Genomic DNA, 14,937 nt, shown 5'->3' on the forward strand with positions numbered 1-14,937 from the left:
GGGTACAAAACGCCGGTCTGGCAGCGCTTCAACAGCGAGGACATGATCGAATTGCGGTCTGACGGGCGGACGTCTCTCAGCCTGACCTATAATTTTTAATGTCATCGAACCTTTCGCCTTTCACCCATGCCTACCCTACAAAAACTCTGCTCCCCGCTGGCCCTGTTGCTCGTTCTGTGGGCCTGCGAAAAAGATTCGGGGGAAACGCCGCAGCCCCTTCCTTCCACCGGCACCGTGCGCCTGACCTTCGATCTGATGGCCGGGGAAAAACCCCTGACGTTGAACTCGCCTTTCCTTACGAAGGCGGAGGACACCGTTTCGATCCGGAAATTCAAGTACTACGTCAGCAACGTCAAGGTGCGGAACCAGCAGACGGGCGACTTTTATCAGGTGCCCGACAGCTACTACTTGATTACCGCTCCCGACCTGGCTGCAACACAGATTGTGACGCTAGTGGGCGTCCCTGTCGGTACGTACGATCAACTGGAGTTAGCCATTGGCGTTGATAATGGCCACAATACCTCCATCGATCAGGTGGGCGACCTGGACCCGGCCAACGATATGGCCTGGAATTGGCATACGGGCTATAAGTTCTTGTTACTCGAGGGAATCTATAGCGGCGACACAGCCCGCAACCGTCCGGTGACCTACCACATCGGCAGTGATCTGAATTATCGCATTCTGACGTTTTCATTGCGGGACTTAGACTTGCCGGCGCTGCTGGTAGCAACCCAGGATACGGTGACCGTGGTGATGGAAACCAACGTGCTGGAGGTATTCGAAACGCCACATCTGATCGACCTGGATACGCTCAACTTCGCTATGTTCGAGCCCGTTACGTCTGGCCAGATTGCCGATAATTACGCTGATGGAATGCTGCGCGTTCGCGCCGTCGAAAATCGACCTTAATCTTTATTTCTAGCAGGATGGTCCCAATAAGCCGGGGCCGTTCCGCGCTCCTCTCTTATGAAAAAATCTGTTTTCGTTGTTATGCTACTTGCTCTTGTGCTGGTGTGGGCGCGGTGTCATTCTACCGAATCGCACGATGGCACATCCAAAGAACTGGACCAGGTGCGCCACGAGGTCGCCGTTATTCACGATACCGCGATGGCCCGGATGGGACGGATGATGCAACTCCAGAAAGCGTTGGCGCCGCGTCTGGATACCATTGCTTCACTCGACGCCTCGCGCGCACAGGAAGTGCAGGACGCCATCCGGCAGCTAGCCGCTGCCGATGAGGCGATGCGGGGGTGGATGCGCACTTTGCGAGTGCCTCTGACGGAAGAAGCTGCCACGCTGCACCAGGGACATGGCATGGCCAGCGATACCATGGGTGTCGCCGAGCAAGTGAAGTACCTCCGGGAAGCGAAAGCAAACATGCAGGCGATCGACAAGCAGATGCGCCAAGCTATCCGCTCGGCTGAGCAACAGTTGGACTAATGTTGGATCAATACAGCATTCCCTTTGACGTGGATGATGTATTTCCTTATCGTAGTCTAGCGAATAGCGTAGTCGTTTTTATGATATCTTTCTACATCACTCTGATGCAAAGTGAATAAAAGAGATACTTGCATTCTAGCTTCTTGAAGAGTTCATGAGAAGCTTCTATGGATGCAAGAATTAAGGCCCTGATGAAACTTTTGCGAGCTCGCGACCAAGGAGGAGCGGGAAGTGGATTAAGGTCGCTAAAGAGGGGCAACTTCTCACACACCTGTCGCCCCTCTTACCTATCAAAAATCTGACGGCAAGTAAATGCTTTATGCTCGCCCACTCCACGGAGAGGGTTTTGCAATCTTACGAGGATGCCTTTTGATGGCGAAGTAAAAGGTTCGTAGAATTGAATGGTGACCGGTCAGCAGTTGAGCTAAGGTTAAGACCTACTGTGTTCGTTCACGCAATTGGGTCAGTTTCTGGCGTTCGGGTTCATTGAGCGATTCCTAAAGGATTTTCCAATGGCCTCCGTCAGGAAATGACTTCACGCGGGCCAACCGCGTTGCTTTGTCTTATTTGTGAAGTGAAGACCAGGTCATTCCGTGGCTTAATCCCTTATGGTAAGGAAACCGTGAACACGGTAATCGGACGCGATGCTCCGTAGGGACCGAAGCCGCCAACAATTCATAAGTGTATCTATTTTTATATCGCCTGGCGGCCGTTTCCCATTAAACAAGGGGCCTCGCTGACGTCCATCTTCCAACACGCTTTTACCAACCTTGACGTTTGTCTCTGCATGTCGAAGGGTACAGCTGGTGCTCCTATGAACGTCAATGGCCCGACTACTTGGTTCTTCACAACAGTTTTTGCTTTCAGTTAAAATTAATTGCCTGATTTTTCTACGGCGCGGAGGGGCCGCCCGGCTGTCGTTCTACAACGGTCCGATTTTACGGGGGACGTCACCAGAATCGTATATGGATAACCCTACGAACAGCCTATGGGTTATGGGAAGCACGGGATCAAAAGGCACATCCTACCTACTGTAGTACGTAAGTAATTTTGAAGAATACTCCCTTGTGACATCAAAGAAAGTTACTGACGCCTTTGCGGTTTATATAAAACAATTACTTGAATAAGAATTGCCATCAATACCAGAAATATAGTTTCGACGCGAGTAAATAAGTCTATCGTATCCATGGTTCTTTTACTAAGTGCCATTTGCCTTTGTCCTTCTTTTAACTGCACTTTTGATAAGTCACGAAGTGTATGCACTATGTGATTGATGGTATTGAAAAGCTCGGTGCTATCATTAAACTTAGAAGATACAAATTCGGTTTCTAATTTCTTCAATGTCCTTAAGCTAGTCTTCAAATCATCGAAAAACCTCTGTTCTTCTTCTGTGATTTGTGTTTGTTCATACCTTTCTATCAAACTCTGTATCTTCTGATCAACACTATCATTATTTTTTGAAAAAAATACGGAATCCGACATGGCCACTGCTAGTTCCTTCTCTTGAATCAAAACTGCTAGTTCAAATATTAAGTCATTTGCGATAATTCTGTCCTCATAGATCGTTACAATCGAGTGCCTTAATCTGCCAAAATTATCCTTATCTATCAGATTGGTTGTTAGAACAATGACAAAGACTAATAGGATACCTGCCACCCATTTAATTTTGTTATAGATGCTCATGGATATACTTTTTGGTTACTAAGCTGTTCCAAAATACACGAATTAAACAAACCTTGCTCAATCCTAGCTGTAACCTATACATCGCATCGCCTCTTGTATTCGCGACAGGAGCTGACGTGCAGCCCTTCTGGGCTTTAATTGAATCGGATTAAGCCCTGGGCAATCAGCTGAAAGAGTAGCGCGAAGTAGTTCTAGATAGATTGTAGGCAAGTAAGTTCTCGACGTAGTGGATCTGGTGCAGGCGTAAACAAATCTTTATGGTTCCCAAGCCATCGAACAGGTAAACCCCACCAGATGCGCATCGCACGTAAACACGATACTACTCTCTACGATCAGAGCGATAACACCTTTCAGATCGGTACTGCCTGATCCCTTGTAGCCAGATCAGACGGCGACCGGCATGCCGCCCCAGGCCATTATATAGAGTGTATAGGTGCGATCCACCTGCGCTGTGAATTGAACCTGGACCTGCTGCCGGGCCGAGGTCGGGTACAGGCAGAACGAGCCAGTGGTGCAACTGTCCGCGGCAGGAGGCGTTACCCTCGACTCGGCTTTGTACACGGCCCCGTCGTCTACCAAGTACCCTGACTCCTACCCTGTCAGGGGCTTGCGATGGAATGTATCGGTTTCGGCATCGGTACGGAAGTTACCGCGCTCGTTCCCCTGCGGCAGCGACAGCCCACCGACTTCGGGTGCTATATCCCCTCCGGCGATTTACTCTAATTTCATAAAGTAGGGCATACTGCGGCTTTGCATGCCGTTTTCGTACGAAATGCCATCGGCCGACCGGAAGTAAAAATGTTCGAGGGCGGGGCCCCAGTTTTCGTCAAAGGTATCGGTCAGTTGCAGGTTTTTGGTGACGCCGTTGTGGGTGCAGGTTGCCGAAATGCGGTAGATCGATTGCGGAATGTCGTGGAGATAATAAAACGTCTCCTCGCGTTCGATCGTGAACGACTTCTGAAGGGGCTGGGGAGCGCTACCGTCAAACAAAGTCGCTCCGGTTTCGGGCGTGAACGTGACGGTGACCTGTGCGCCAGCCGGCAGGGGCTCCCAGTCGCTGGTGAAGTTGGAGAAGAAAATGGTTCCGCCAAAGTAACCGGCGGGGGAATCGTCGCTGCGGGTGCGGTCGGGAATAATGCCGGACAGTTTCCACACAAAATCCCTGACTTCGCCTGCCTGGCCGGGACTGAAGGCATCGTAATCTTGTTCATGCGGCATGCCCAGGCGAAGGTGGTAGGTCTTGCCGTTGAACCGGACTTCTTTCCAGGCGTAGATTTTCCAGCCACCGAGGGTCATGCGCGGCATCTGGTAGTGTCCGTTGGCATCGGTCGTCACCGACAGGGAGCCGTACAGCGCTTCATCGTCGGCCCGCACTTTGATGCCTGCCATGGGGTTGCCTTGGGTATCGACCACCGTGCCGCTGACCGTGTAAGGCTCAGGTTGCGGGGTCGGGTCGGGCGTGGGGTCATCGTTTTGCTGGCAAGCCGCCAAACACAGGGCCGCGAACAGTAAGGAGGTCGAGCTGATTTTTGAAAGAAGATACATAGCGGTACCGGGTTAAAAAGTACGGAGCAAAGATTGCCCCGGCCCGAGGCACCGGCCTTGTAGAAAAACGACGTTTTTGAGCAGATAACTAAAGCCGGGCGGCCTTTGCCCCTCATCAATCGCCTCCTCCCGGCACCTGACGGGCCTCCGCTGGTTGGCATGAGCCAAGAACGTATTATCCTTTAAGTTGCGCCTGGTGTTGAATGCCATTGCTTTGGGTTTAGCGCCGAGCATACTGGGCAAGTTGAAACTGGATGAACAAACGAACGATCTACCTGGCTGACGACCACAACATTGTTGCACAAGGCATTGCGGCTTTGCTATCGCAGATTGACGCGGTGGGGGATATTCACCTTTTTAGAAATGGACAGGAACTCTTCCACGCTTGCGCTGCAAAAGTTCCGGACGTTGTTTTCCTGGATCTGGAAATGCCCGTGTGGGATGGCCGTAAAACCCTGGTCGAAGTAAAGAAAAACTACGCTACCGTTTCCTGTTTTATTTTGTCCATGCTCAACGAGAAATACATCGTCGAGGATTGCATGGACAAGGGGGCCGCCGGGTACCTGCACAAGGACTGCACCCTGCAGGAGCTGTCAGAAGCCATCCACCTGCCGAAAGGTGAGGTTTGCTATTCCAAAGAAGTGCTAAAGGTGTTGAGTGGCGTCAAAAAAACGGCCGCGGGGCACGTGCTCACGGAGCCTCTTTCCGACCGGGAAAAGGAAATTCTCCACTGGCTGTGCGAAGGCTTGTCCCCGCGAGAAATAGGAGATAAACTATTTTTAAGCCCCCGGACGGTGGAGACGCACAAAACCAACATCATGCAAAAGTTCAATGTGAATTCGGTGGGCAAGCTGATCAGCACCGCGCTAAAAAATAAACTAGTATAGCTTTGAAATTTTTCTGGATCGCTATTCTGGCAACGTTTGGGCAGTTGTCTGTCGCCCAGAGCCTTGCTACCGTCGATAGTATCGTGCAATTGGTGCAAAACGAGCACGCGTATCCTCAAAAAATCGACCTTCTTCAACGCCACCTGCAGCAAATCTATACTACCCAATTCGATGCGACCATTGCGTTGTCGCGGTATGGATACGCGTTGGCCGAACGCGAAAACGATGCAGCCAACCAAGGCGATTTTCTGCGTTTTATCGGCCTCTCTTATGGCAAAAAAGGGGAAATCGATAGCGCTTCGGTCTATTATTACAAAGCCATGGCGGAACTCGAACAGAGCGGCGCTACCGAAAAGCTGGGATTGCTTTACGACGACATGGCCAGGATGTACCGTAAGTTGCGGCAACCCGAAAGGGCGTTGGATTTTTATGACAAGGCCTTGCACCTCTACGAACAAGAAAACAATCAGGAGGGCATTGCCCGGATCTACAACGAAAGCGGTGTGGTTTTCCGGGACGAGGGCGACTATCAAACCGCAAACGAGCGTTTCCAAAAGTCCTTGCAGATCCAACGCCAACGCAACGACTCGGTCGGCATCGGCTATTCGCTGGAGTTTTTAGGCTACAACCAGCTGTTGATTAAAAACTACGCCGCCGCAGAAAACTACTTGATGCAAGCGCTGGCAGTCCGCGAACAACTGGACGATGCGTTTGCACTCATGCTCAACTATACGGCTCTGGGCGAGTTTTACCAGGAGACGGGGCAGCATTTGGCATCCATCGCCTATTTTCAGAAGAGCAATGCGTTGGCGCAGCAGATCAAGTTCCTCGACATACAGCAGTACAATTACGAGCAGATCACGGCCAATTACGAAGCCGTCCACGATTTCGAACAGGCTTACCAAAGTCTGAAACAGTTTAACGCCCTTCGCGACAGCCTGTATACGGTGCAAAAACTGAAAGCGGTGGAAGAGGTGACCACGCTGTACGAAACAGAGAAGAAGGAGGCGCAGATCAAAAGCCAGCAACTGCTCATTGCGCAGGAAAAGAAAGAGAAATACCTCTACACCACCCTCCTCGCGTTCGGCCTGTTTCTGCTGACCACCCTGATTTTCTTTGTCAGGAACCGAAACAAGCATAAGACGCAACTCCTGTTGAAGGAGCAGCACGAACTGGCCCTAACCCAGGTGCTGGACGCCGAAGAAAAAGAGCGCAACCGCATCGCCAAAGATTTGCACGACGGCATCGTGCAGGACCTGACCGTGGTTAAGCAGCAGCTCCAGGCGGCTTCAGAAAACCGTACGATCGATCAGTTGCCTGCCATCGGACGCGGGGTGTCGGAAATTGCGACCGAGGTACGCAACCTAGCCTATCAGATGATGCCCCTTACTTTAAAAGAATTTGGCTTGGAAAAGGCCCTGGAAACCTTGTTGGAGAGGACGTCGGCCGCACATCAGTTTACGGTCGATTTCAATGCCATCGGCCTGGAGCGGCGATTCCATGACAAGATCGAAACAAGCGTTTACCGCATTTGCCAGGAGCTGCTGAACAACTCCATCAAGCACAGCCGGGCAAATACCATCAGCCTGTTGCTGTTGTATAAAAACCAGGTATTGAGCATCACTTACGAAGACAACGGGGTGGGTTTCGATGCCGAGACCACCCACCGGGGCATAGGGCTAAACAGCCTACAGAGCCGGATCGAAATGGTCAAGGGAAACATCACGTTTGAAAGTGCCGAAAATCAAGGCACCGCCGCCTACATCAGAATCCCGGTCTAGCACTTTACGAAAAATCACGTAGTCAACTCACGAAAATGTACTGAACGCCACGTCCCTAGATACGCCAATCTTTACAAGTAAATCATACTCGAAAAATCGTATCTTATGAAGACAAGGTTTATCGCAGCCCTTGCCCTTTCTTTTGTTTTCTCGCTCTTTGTGCAGGCCCAGGATTTAGGAGACTTTAAGCCCAAAGAAAACAAACTCAACGGAGCCAATAAGTTTAAATCGAAAGACATTTACATCGCCAACTTTTCTGTCAATTTCCAGCTCTATAATCTAAAAACGGCCTCCACCAAAGGAAATTTTGCGGACCGGATGCTCTCGGGGAATACCCGTGCGTCGTTGGCTGTTGGGCTGGACATCCCGTTGGCCACGCTCCAGCAGATTACCGATGAAGCGTATCAACGGTTTGTGGCCGACTTAAAAGAAAAGGGATTCACCATTCTGAATGGCGATGCGGCGGCCCACACGAAGTACTACGAAGGGTACCAACGGTTTGAAAATATGGAGATGAGCTTGTCCGAAGCGCCGGGCATGCTGACGGTTTATCCCACCAATACCGTGTTTTTCGTCAAAGGATTTACCAAAGACGGCCAGCGCAAACAGGGCGGAATTTCGGCCAGCCTGAACAGGGCCATGAACAACGATGGGCGCACCAGCATCGTCGACGAAATAAGCAAGTACCCTAAGCTTTCGGCCGAACTCGATGAAGCCACGATCGTCAATGCGGATCTGTACATTTTGTTTCTCGACGTGAAGAAACCGTACCAGGGAAACGGCGCTAAAATCGTAGCCAATACCGATCTGCGTATGGCTGCCTATGAGCATATCAACAGCAGAGTCGCCAACCATTCCACCTCCTCCAAATTAGGGATTACGGGAAGTACCAAAGAAAAACAGTACCTGTGTGTGTCGGCCGTCGACTTTGTGCAAGGCCGAAACAAGATAGGCGGCTCGCCGTTGGGCGTGTACAGTGGGGTATTGAAAGAAGAACTGCCGATCAACGGCGTAGTGGCGGAAGAAAAAATTCAGGCCTATGCGAAAACGGATCGGGATTTCATCGGGACAGAAACCGCCTTTGGGATGATGTACCGTGCGGAAGACATTGCTGTTGAAAACACGGCTTTGATCCATGCCGACGCTGGCAAATACGAGACCGGCATCAAACAAGCCCTCGATACTTTTTTGGGGTATCATGTCAACAAGTTTAGCACCAAGGTGAAATAAGGGGACGACTAACCTTCGGAAGTTCCTATATGACTCCTTCGTGTAGCTGCACACAGGTACACGAAGGAGTCATGTGCATTGTAGAACGTACGCAAAACAACACTCGTGAACTGGCTTTCAAAAGCCAGCACAATTCGAGTTTTGCTCATGGCCTGTGCACATCGCCCTCTGTCCCTGACCTGATTTTGAACGCAGAGTAACGCTTCATCGAGCTGCTAGCCCGGGAGGTACAGCAGAACCAAGCGCAAGCGACCCGTGAGGAGCAGGGCTTGATTGCAGGGGAGCCCGTCCGCCGCGGCCGTATTAGGGGCCTTGGCCTGGAAATTCCTTTCGGGCCAAGGCCGACTTCATCAGAGCAAAAGACCGTGATGCAACAGCCCCGAGCCTATGTTAGGCTGGATATCAGGCGGGCAGATGATCAAGTGATTTGGCTCCTCTTAACAGGGGTTGAATCAGTAGCGAGTGACGTGAGTCAGCAGCTTGTCAGTTGCTCCATTTTCTGGAGGTCGTTTGCTTCTCGGAAGGAAAATCTTCTGGAACCTCTTGGGTGACCATGCCGGTGGCCGCCCATTCCGCTCCTCTTTGCAGCGTTGTGATAAATCCTACACATTCCATGGAGTAATCAAAGTGTCCCAGTGCCGTATGAAACACACGCCCTTGTCCGTAATTGATCGCCATCAATAAAGGAACATGTTGCCCCATTCCTTTTACAGAAGGGTTCCAGGGCGGCGCATTTTTTTCTACATCCGAAAAGGCGGTCGCTAAGATCGTGGCGTTCTGGAAGGGACCTCTCATGCGCTCGTACAATTCATCTTTGGTGTGAAGCCATGCGGTAGGCAATCCCGCCATAATGGGATGCTCTGGAGCACGGGTCGTCAGAAGAAAATCGTACTCCGCGCCATGCGATCCACAGGGACCGGCCGAAGGATCTACTGTAAGCTCGCCCGCCTCCGTATAATAGGCGTAAGGCCCCGTCGTGCTATCACGCCCTCCCCAGGCCCCCAGGCCAATCATGTTGTTGTAGGCTGGCCAATCGCCCCACGCATTGTTGGCCGCGTGTACGATAACCAGTCCCCCGCCGTCCTGCATATATTTTTCAAAGCTTCTTTGGGTTGCTGCGGGCCAGGGTGCAGCCTCGGCCCCGAGATTGGAAACAATCAGGTCGTACTGATTGAAGTCCACAGAGAATTGCGAGGTTTTAATGGGATCGTGCGATACGTGATAAGATCCTGAATCCAAGGGATAAGTTTCTATAAAATAGGTATAGGGCTCGGGACGGGATTGATTGTATTTGATGCCCAGCCATACAGAATCCATCCGGTAGATGTCTACCTCAAAAAGCCCTGTTTGTTCCAGATAATCCCGCATCATCATCGTGGTTTTGGGCCAGACGTAGTGGTTGTTCTGGCCGTCAATAAGTAAGGCCTTTCGTTTGGCAGGCGAATCTTGTTTCTGATCGGGCTGACTACAGGCAGTCAACAAAATTACGATTGCACTAATCCAGTAGCGTTTTAACATAGAAAGTTGGTGTTTACGTATGATCCTCAAGCGGGTTGAAAGATTTTGGGGGAGGAATGGTCCCTATCCAGATGAGAAAAAATGGCTTCTGTTCATAAATGTATTAGATCTTAATGACCAGAGCATCAGTCTAGGGTTATTTTACTTTTTCGTAAAGTACCTGCGATCCAATCCTGCAGAGCAATTTGCCCTTTGGTATCGTTACCAAATTCCGGCAACCTCTTCAATTCATTAGCGGTATCATCTCTTGCCATTCCTTGGCGGTTAGCGCGGTCGGGTCGTTATCACTCCATTGAGGTAGCGCTCAATCTTGCCGTTGACGTGTTTGATGCTTAACTGATGCCACTCAGCAGCAGGCTTTTCTGGCGCTATGTGTTCGGGTTTGGAAACCCTACAGACTGCCCTCCCATTTCGTGGAGCGACAGCATAGTATGGAGGCGTTTTTTCTGATAGTGGGTGCTCGAGGCACGGTAACCAAGTCGTAGGAATGCCATCAGAAATAGACCGCGATTGCCACCGACACGGTTTTCCCAGGCAGCTGCCCGCTTAAAATTCTCCTCTCCCTTCTCTGAAACCCAATTGCCGAGTTCCACTCTGCTGATGCCCGGTTGACAATATAGCTCATCATGTATGACAACCCAAGCAAAAGGAGTATTGCCTTGGTTGCATAAATGCCACCCGTCGGTCGAATCCTAAGGTCCAGCCTTCTTGCTTTTCCTGCTCGGTTCCTTAGTTCATTCCTGATGCTACATGATCAGGTTCATCGACGTAGACGTCTTTCCCAAACAGATTGTCTTTTCATACCCATCGGTGCGATCGATACCCTTACCTTTGCAGCCTTACATCTATTAGGCTATGATCGCAACACAAAACATCTCCCTCGCTTACGGCAAAAGAGTACTCTTCGACGAAGTCACTATCAAGTTCACGGGTAACAATTGCTATGGGGTGATTGGGGCGAATGGTGCGGGTAAATCTACATTTCTGAAAATCCTTTCGGGCGATGTCGACCCGAACTCGGGGACGGTACTTCTGGAGCCCGACAAACGTATGGCGGTGTTGAAGCAGAACCATTATGAGTTTGACGAAACGAGCGTGATCGATACGGTCATGATGGGACACTCCGTGCTTTGGAAGATTATGAAAGAGAAAGAGGCGATCTACATGAAGCCCGATTTCTCCGAAGCCGATGGCCTCAAAGCCTCCGAACTGGAAGCACAGTTCGCCGAAATGGACGGCTGGAATGTAGAGTCGGATGCGGCTTCCTTGCTGAGTGGTTTGGGGATTCCGGAAGACCTGCACTACAGCCTGGTAAAAGACCTGAATGGTAACCAAAAAGTACGGGTGCTTCTGGCGCAAGCGCTTTTCGGAAATCCCGACATCCTGATTCTTGACGAACCTACCAACGACCTGGATCTGCAAACCGTGGGTTGGTTGGAAGACTTTCTGCTGGAGTTTAAAAATACGGTGATCGTCGTCTCGCACGATCGACACTTTCTGGATACCGTCTGTACCAACATCGTCGATATCGATTTTGGCCAGGTGCGCCTCTTTACAGGCAACTATTCCTTCTGGTACCAATCGAGCCAATTGGCCTTAGCGCAACGCTCTTCGGCCAACAAGAAAGCGGAGGAAAAGAAGAAAGAACTGCAGGAGTTTATCGCCAGGTTCTCCGCCAATGCTTCGAAATCGAAGCAAGCCACCAGTAGAAGAAAACTCCTCGATAAGATCAGTGTGGAGGACATTCAACCTTCTACCCGGCGCTATCCGGCCATCATTTTCAACCAGGCAAGACCGGCGGGAGATCAAATTCTGGAGATTAAAAACCTCCGTAAATCGACCGAAGAAAAGACCCTTTTCAGCGGCCTGGACCTGTTCGTCAACAAAGGAGATAAAATCGCGGTGCTGAGCAAAGACGGGGTAGCAACGACCAGCTTCTTCAAAATCTTAGCGGGAGAAGAAGAGCCTGATACGGGAACGTTTAAGTTCGGTCAGACCATTACGACCGCTTACTTACCCAGCGATAACTCCTCGTACTTTAGCAGCAATGAGAACCTGATGGACTGGTTGCGTGAATTTTCGACGGGTGAGAAGGATGAAGTATTCATCCGGGGCTTTCTTGGAAAAATGCTCTTCTCGGGCGAAGAGGTATTCAAAAAGGTGAACGTCCTGTCGGGAGGGGAAAAAGTGCGCTGCATGATTTCACGGATGATGATGTCGCAAGCCAATGTGCTAATCATTGACGAACCCACCAACCACCTGGACCTGGAGTCTATTCAGGCCTTTAACAATGCGTTGATAGACTTCCCCGGCACGGTGCTTTTCACCTCGCATGACCACGCGTTTACGAATACCGTCGCTACCCGTATCTTGGAAATCGGACCGAAGGGCTACCTGGACAAACTCAGCACGTACGATGACTACATCGAAAACGAGGAGTGGATGGCCCAACGGGAGAAGATTTACTAGCCTTTGGCTTTCAAACGCCAAACTTCACCCGGATGTATAGCACTGACACGTGCTGGTGGCTTCTACGTGAGCAAACTCCCTGCGCCCTTAACGCAAGGAGTTTGCTCACTCCTTTGATAAGGAATATCGCCTCCGGAAGAAGTTACAGCCGCATAGGCTACCGAAAAATCCAGGACTTATCTGTTATATAATTGATATTAGTTATGATAAACAAAAAAAAGTAAAAGAATTCCACCAATCATTGAAGACACCGTGATACTCTATTAAGGGTACGTTCCAAAAACGAATCATAAAAAGATTTCAACGTTTATGAGAGTTTCTAACGCGGCGGGTGTCCCACACAAGCGTAAATCGCGCTCAGGTGCACTACCTACCAAGCAAACAATGCTTGGAGGGTCGTACAAAGGAGTTGCTGAGTAACCACATCCAAACTGCCCAGCTTCTTTTAGCAACGGGTCTGGTCCACGGCCGCTTCTTACCATTACCATTCTTCCTGGTCGAAGTCGTTGGAGAATCCCTCCAGCAATTCCGGGTTGGGCGTGTGACCGTCGGCCAGCGCCTGTTGGAACTGTGCTTCCCAGCCCATCCGGGGATGAGGGGTTCCGGCCACCGGCCGAACAATCAGGCACCCTTCCTGAAGGGTAAGTTCGACCTGATCGGCAAGGCCCCACTGCTGGATAAAGGGGGCAGGAGTGGTAATGGCTTTGGAGATACTTACATTCCGTACTTTGTCGATGATGGCATTCATACTGATTCAAGCTTGCGATCATGTTACAACATTGTCGCAAGTATCTAAAAGATTTACGAAGCGAAAATCACTTCACCAGGGCAGTCAGCCAGGGGCTTGTGTTGGCCATTTCGCCCCGTTTCTAATTTCTTTTATGCCACGTCGTTTCCGTCACGGCGTTTTGCTTCCTCCTGATGTCGTTGCCAGAGGCGGTAAACGGTCGCCGGGCCAAAGCACTGACCTCGGCGGGAGCGGTAGCCCAGTTCATTGAGTTGCGCGGCGATCTGGCGAAAGGTCAAGCCCTGGGGGCGGTACATGGCAATCAGGGCGGCGGCCTGACGGTTGGCCAGGTGCTGGCGGGCATTTTCCTGACGAATCTGCTGCCCTTTCAAGATCGCTTCTTCGGTTAAGTTTTGCGGCGAGCCCAGTGGCACACCCTTTTCTTTTAAGGCCATCAGTGCCGCACAGGTCCGCTGCCCGATCAGTTCCCGTTCGTGCTGCGCCAGCGCGGCAAAGATGCCGATGGTAAGGGTATTGGCTTCCGGCAGATCGGCACACACAAAGGGCACGCCGGCGTCGCGGAGCCGAAAGATAAACCCCGCTGAGCGGGAGAGCCGGTCGAGCTTAGCGATCAGGAGCGTGGCCGAACGTTCCCGCACCCGGCGAATGGCTGCTTCCAGTTGCCGACGGTCGTCGCGCTTGCCCGACTCCACTTCGGTGAATTCCTCGATGAGTTCATCCCCGGCTTTGAGAAAGTGTCGGACCGCCTGGCGTTGGGCCGACAGTCCGAGGCCTGAGCGGCCCTGCCCTTCGGTAGAGACGCGGTAGTAAGCGATGTAATGCGGCATAACAGAAGAATCTTTGGCGAACGTTGGGCTGGGAAGCAAATATACGAGGAGTTGTTTCATTATAGAAACGACCCTTTATAAAATGAAACAAAGCTTCCCGTGAACGGATTTAAAAAAACCTAGCGCTTATGTGATAAGCTTGGAAAACCGACTACCAGTCGGAGAGAAGCCCACCATAGCGTTTTCCCAAAAATAGAATCTTCTCTAAAATTTAGTAAAAACACCCACTAAAATAAATCAGTAAGATATGCCACATAAAGTCGTTATATTTTATTCTAATATGCAATCATTTGAGAGACCATTAACCAAAACGATAAACAGGTGCTTGAGTGTATACCAAGCACCTGTTTATCGTTTCAAACGAGTTTGAATCATTTCACCTCTTCTACTTCCCGCCACACAAAATTGGAAGTTCGGTGTTGAATGAGCCATTGCCCTTCTTGTTTCACCAGCTGATCCTGGTAAATGGTGTATAGGGTAGTTTTCATGGTTTTCCCCTCCTGATCGCCTACCAGAATGACCCGGCAATACGACGTAGTCTCTGCACGATCACCCTGTAAATCAATGGTTTGTTGCCCATTCTGGTGATACACCGTATGGAAATTCGCCAGGAAGCCGGAGAACACCTCTTGGAGTTGCGCCCGACCTTGCAACAAAGAAGATCGCTCACCGTTGGCGTACGATTCCACGACGCCGTCGGGGGTGAACAGCATCACCTGCTTCTCGATTTCTTTGGTATCGGCTAAAATTGAGAATTCATCCACGACATGCTTGATCGCCTGCTTGTCTTCGAGGGCGGAGAGGCGTTG

12 protein-coding genes are annotated in these 14,937 nt (G+C 50.7%); 6 read left to right on the top strand and 6 right to left on the bottom strand.

What is annotated here, in order from left to right:
- Nucleotides 1–126: 126 nt before the first annotated feature.
- Both BLR44_RS28205 and BLR44_RS28210 read left to right on the top strand, forming a co-directional pair.
- The gene (locus BLR44_RS28205) at nt 127–909 is read left to right on the top strand and encodes an MbnP family protein (RefSeq protein ID WP_089688822.1); all 783 of its coding nucleotides are present in this window, start codon (nt 127–129) and stop codon (nt 907–909) included.
- Nucleotides 910–990: 81 nt separating this feature from the next.
- Nucleotides 991–1,440 (top strand): hypothetical protein, encoded by a 450-nt coding sequence (locus BLR44_RS28210; RefSeq protein WP_143017536.1) that lies wholly within the window; start codon nt 991–993, stop codon nt 1,438–1,440.
- Nucleotides 1,441–2,523: 1,083 nt separating this feature from the next.
- On the opposite strand, the gene BLR44_RS28215 is transcribed toward BLR44_RS28210, so the two are convergent.
- Both BLR44_RS28215 and BLR44_RS28225 read right to left on the bottom strand, forming a co-directional pair.
- The gene (locus tag BLR44_RS28215) at nt 2,524–3,123 is read right to left on the bottom strand and encodes an MCP four helix bundle domain-containing protein (RefSeq protein ID WP_089688827.1); all 600 of its coding nucleotides are present in this window, start codon (nt 3,121–3,123) and stop codon (nt 2,524–2,526) included.
- A 714-nt stretch (nt 3,124–3,837) separates the two neighbouring features.
- Entirely contained in the window at nt 3,838–4,668 is an 831-nt protein-coding gene (locus tag BLR44_RS28225; protein WP_089688831.1) for a carboxypeptidase-like regulatory domain-containing protein, read from the bottom strand.
- A gap of 254 nt (nt 4,669–4,922) precedes the next feature.
- On the opposite strand from BLR44_RS28225, the gene BLR44_RS28235 reads away from it, so the two are divergent.
- The 3 genes from BLR44_RS28235 to BLR44_RS28245 all read left to right on the top strand — a co-directional run bounded on the left by BLR44_RS28235 (nt 4,923) and on the right by BLR44_RS28245 (nt 8,566).
- Nucleotides 4,923–5,555: a response regulator transcription factor gene (locus BLR44_RS28235; RefSeq protein ID WP_089688835.1), complete on the top strand. Its 633-nt coding sequence runs from the start codon at nt 4,923–4,925 to the stop codon at nt 5,553–5,555.
- A 2-nt stretch (nt 5,556–5,557) separates the two neighbouring features.
- The gene (locus tag BLR44_RS28240) at nt 5,558–7,336 is read left to right on the top strand and encodes a sensor histidine kinase (RefSeq protein ID WP_089688837.1); all 1,779 of its coding nucleotides are present in this window, start codon (nt 5,558–5,560) and stop codon (nt 7,334–7,336) included.
- A 105-nt stretch (nt 7,337–7,441) separates the two neighbouring features.
- A complete protein-coding gene (locus BLR44_RS28245; protein ID WP_089688839.1) occupies nt 7,442–8,566 on the top strand; it encodes a hypothetical protein in 1,125 nt (374 codons plus the stop codon).
- A gap of 483 nt (nt 8,567–9,049) precedes the next feature.
- Here BLR44_RS28245 and BLR44_RS28250 read toward each other — a convergent pair whose 3' ends face one another.
- Nucleotides 9,050–10,084: a ThuA domain-containing protein gene (locus BLR44_RS28250; protein WP_089688841.1), complete on the bottom strand. Its 1,035-nt coding sequence runs from the start codon at nt 10,082–10,084 to the stop codon at nt 9,050–9,052.
- 855 nt (nt 10,085–10,939) lie between these two features.
- On the opposite strand from BLR44_RS28250, the gene BLR44_RS28255 reads away from it, so the two are divergent.
- Nucleotides 10,940–12,553, top strand: a complete 1,614-nt coding sequence (locus BLR44_RS28255; protein ID WP_089688843.1) for an ABC-F family ATP-binding cassette domain-containing protein — start codon at nt 10,940–10,942, stop codon at nt 12,551–12,553.
- Nucleotides 12,554–13,034: 481 nt separating this feature from the next.
- Here the strand turns inward: BLR44_RS28255 and BLR44_RS28260 are convergent, their stop codons facing one another.
- The 3 genes from BLR44_RS28260 to BLR44_RS28270 all read right to left on the bottom strand — a co-directional run.
- A complete protein-coding gene (locus BLR44_RS28260; RefSeq protein ID WP_089688845.1) occupies nt 13,035–13,301 on the bottom strand; it encodes an AbrB/MazE/SpoVT family DNA-binding domain-containing protein in 267 nt (88 codons plus the stop codon).
- A gap of 131 nt (nt 13,302–13,432) precedes the next feature.
- Complete coding sequence (locus BLR44_RS28265; protein WP_089688847.1) at nt 13,433–14,128, bottom strand: recombinase family protein; 696 nt, start codon at nt 14,126–14,128, stop codon at nt 13,433–13,435.
- 371 nt (nt 14,129–14,499) lie between these two features.
- Nucleotides 14,500–14,937: nuclear transport factor 2 family protein (locus BLR44_RS28270; RefSeq protein WP_089688849.1), on the bottom strand; the 438-nt coding region annotated here is incomplete at its 5' end.

The organism is Catalinimonas alkaloidigena, assembly GCF_900100765.1.
Lineage (GTDB): Bacteria > Bacteroidota > Bacteroidia > Cytophagales > Flexibacteraceae > Mooreia > Mooreia alkaloidigena.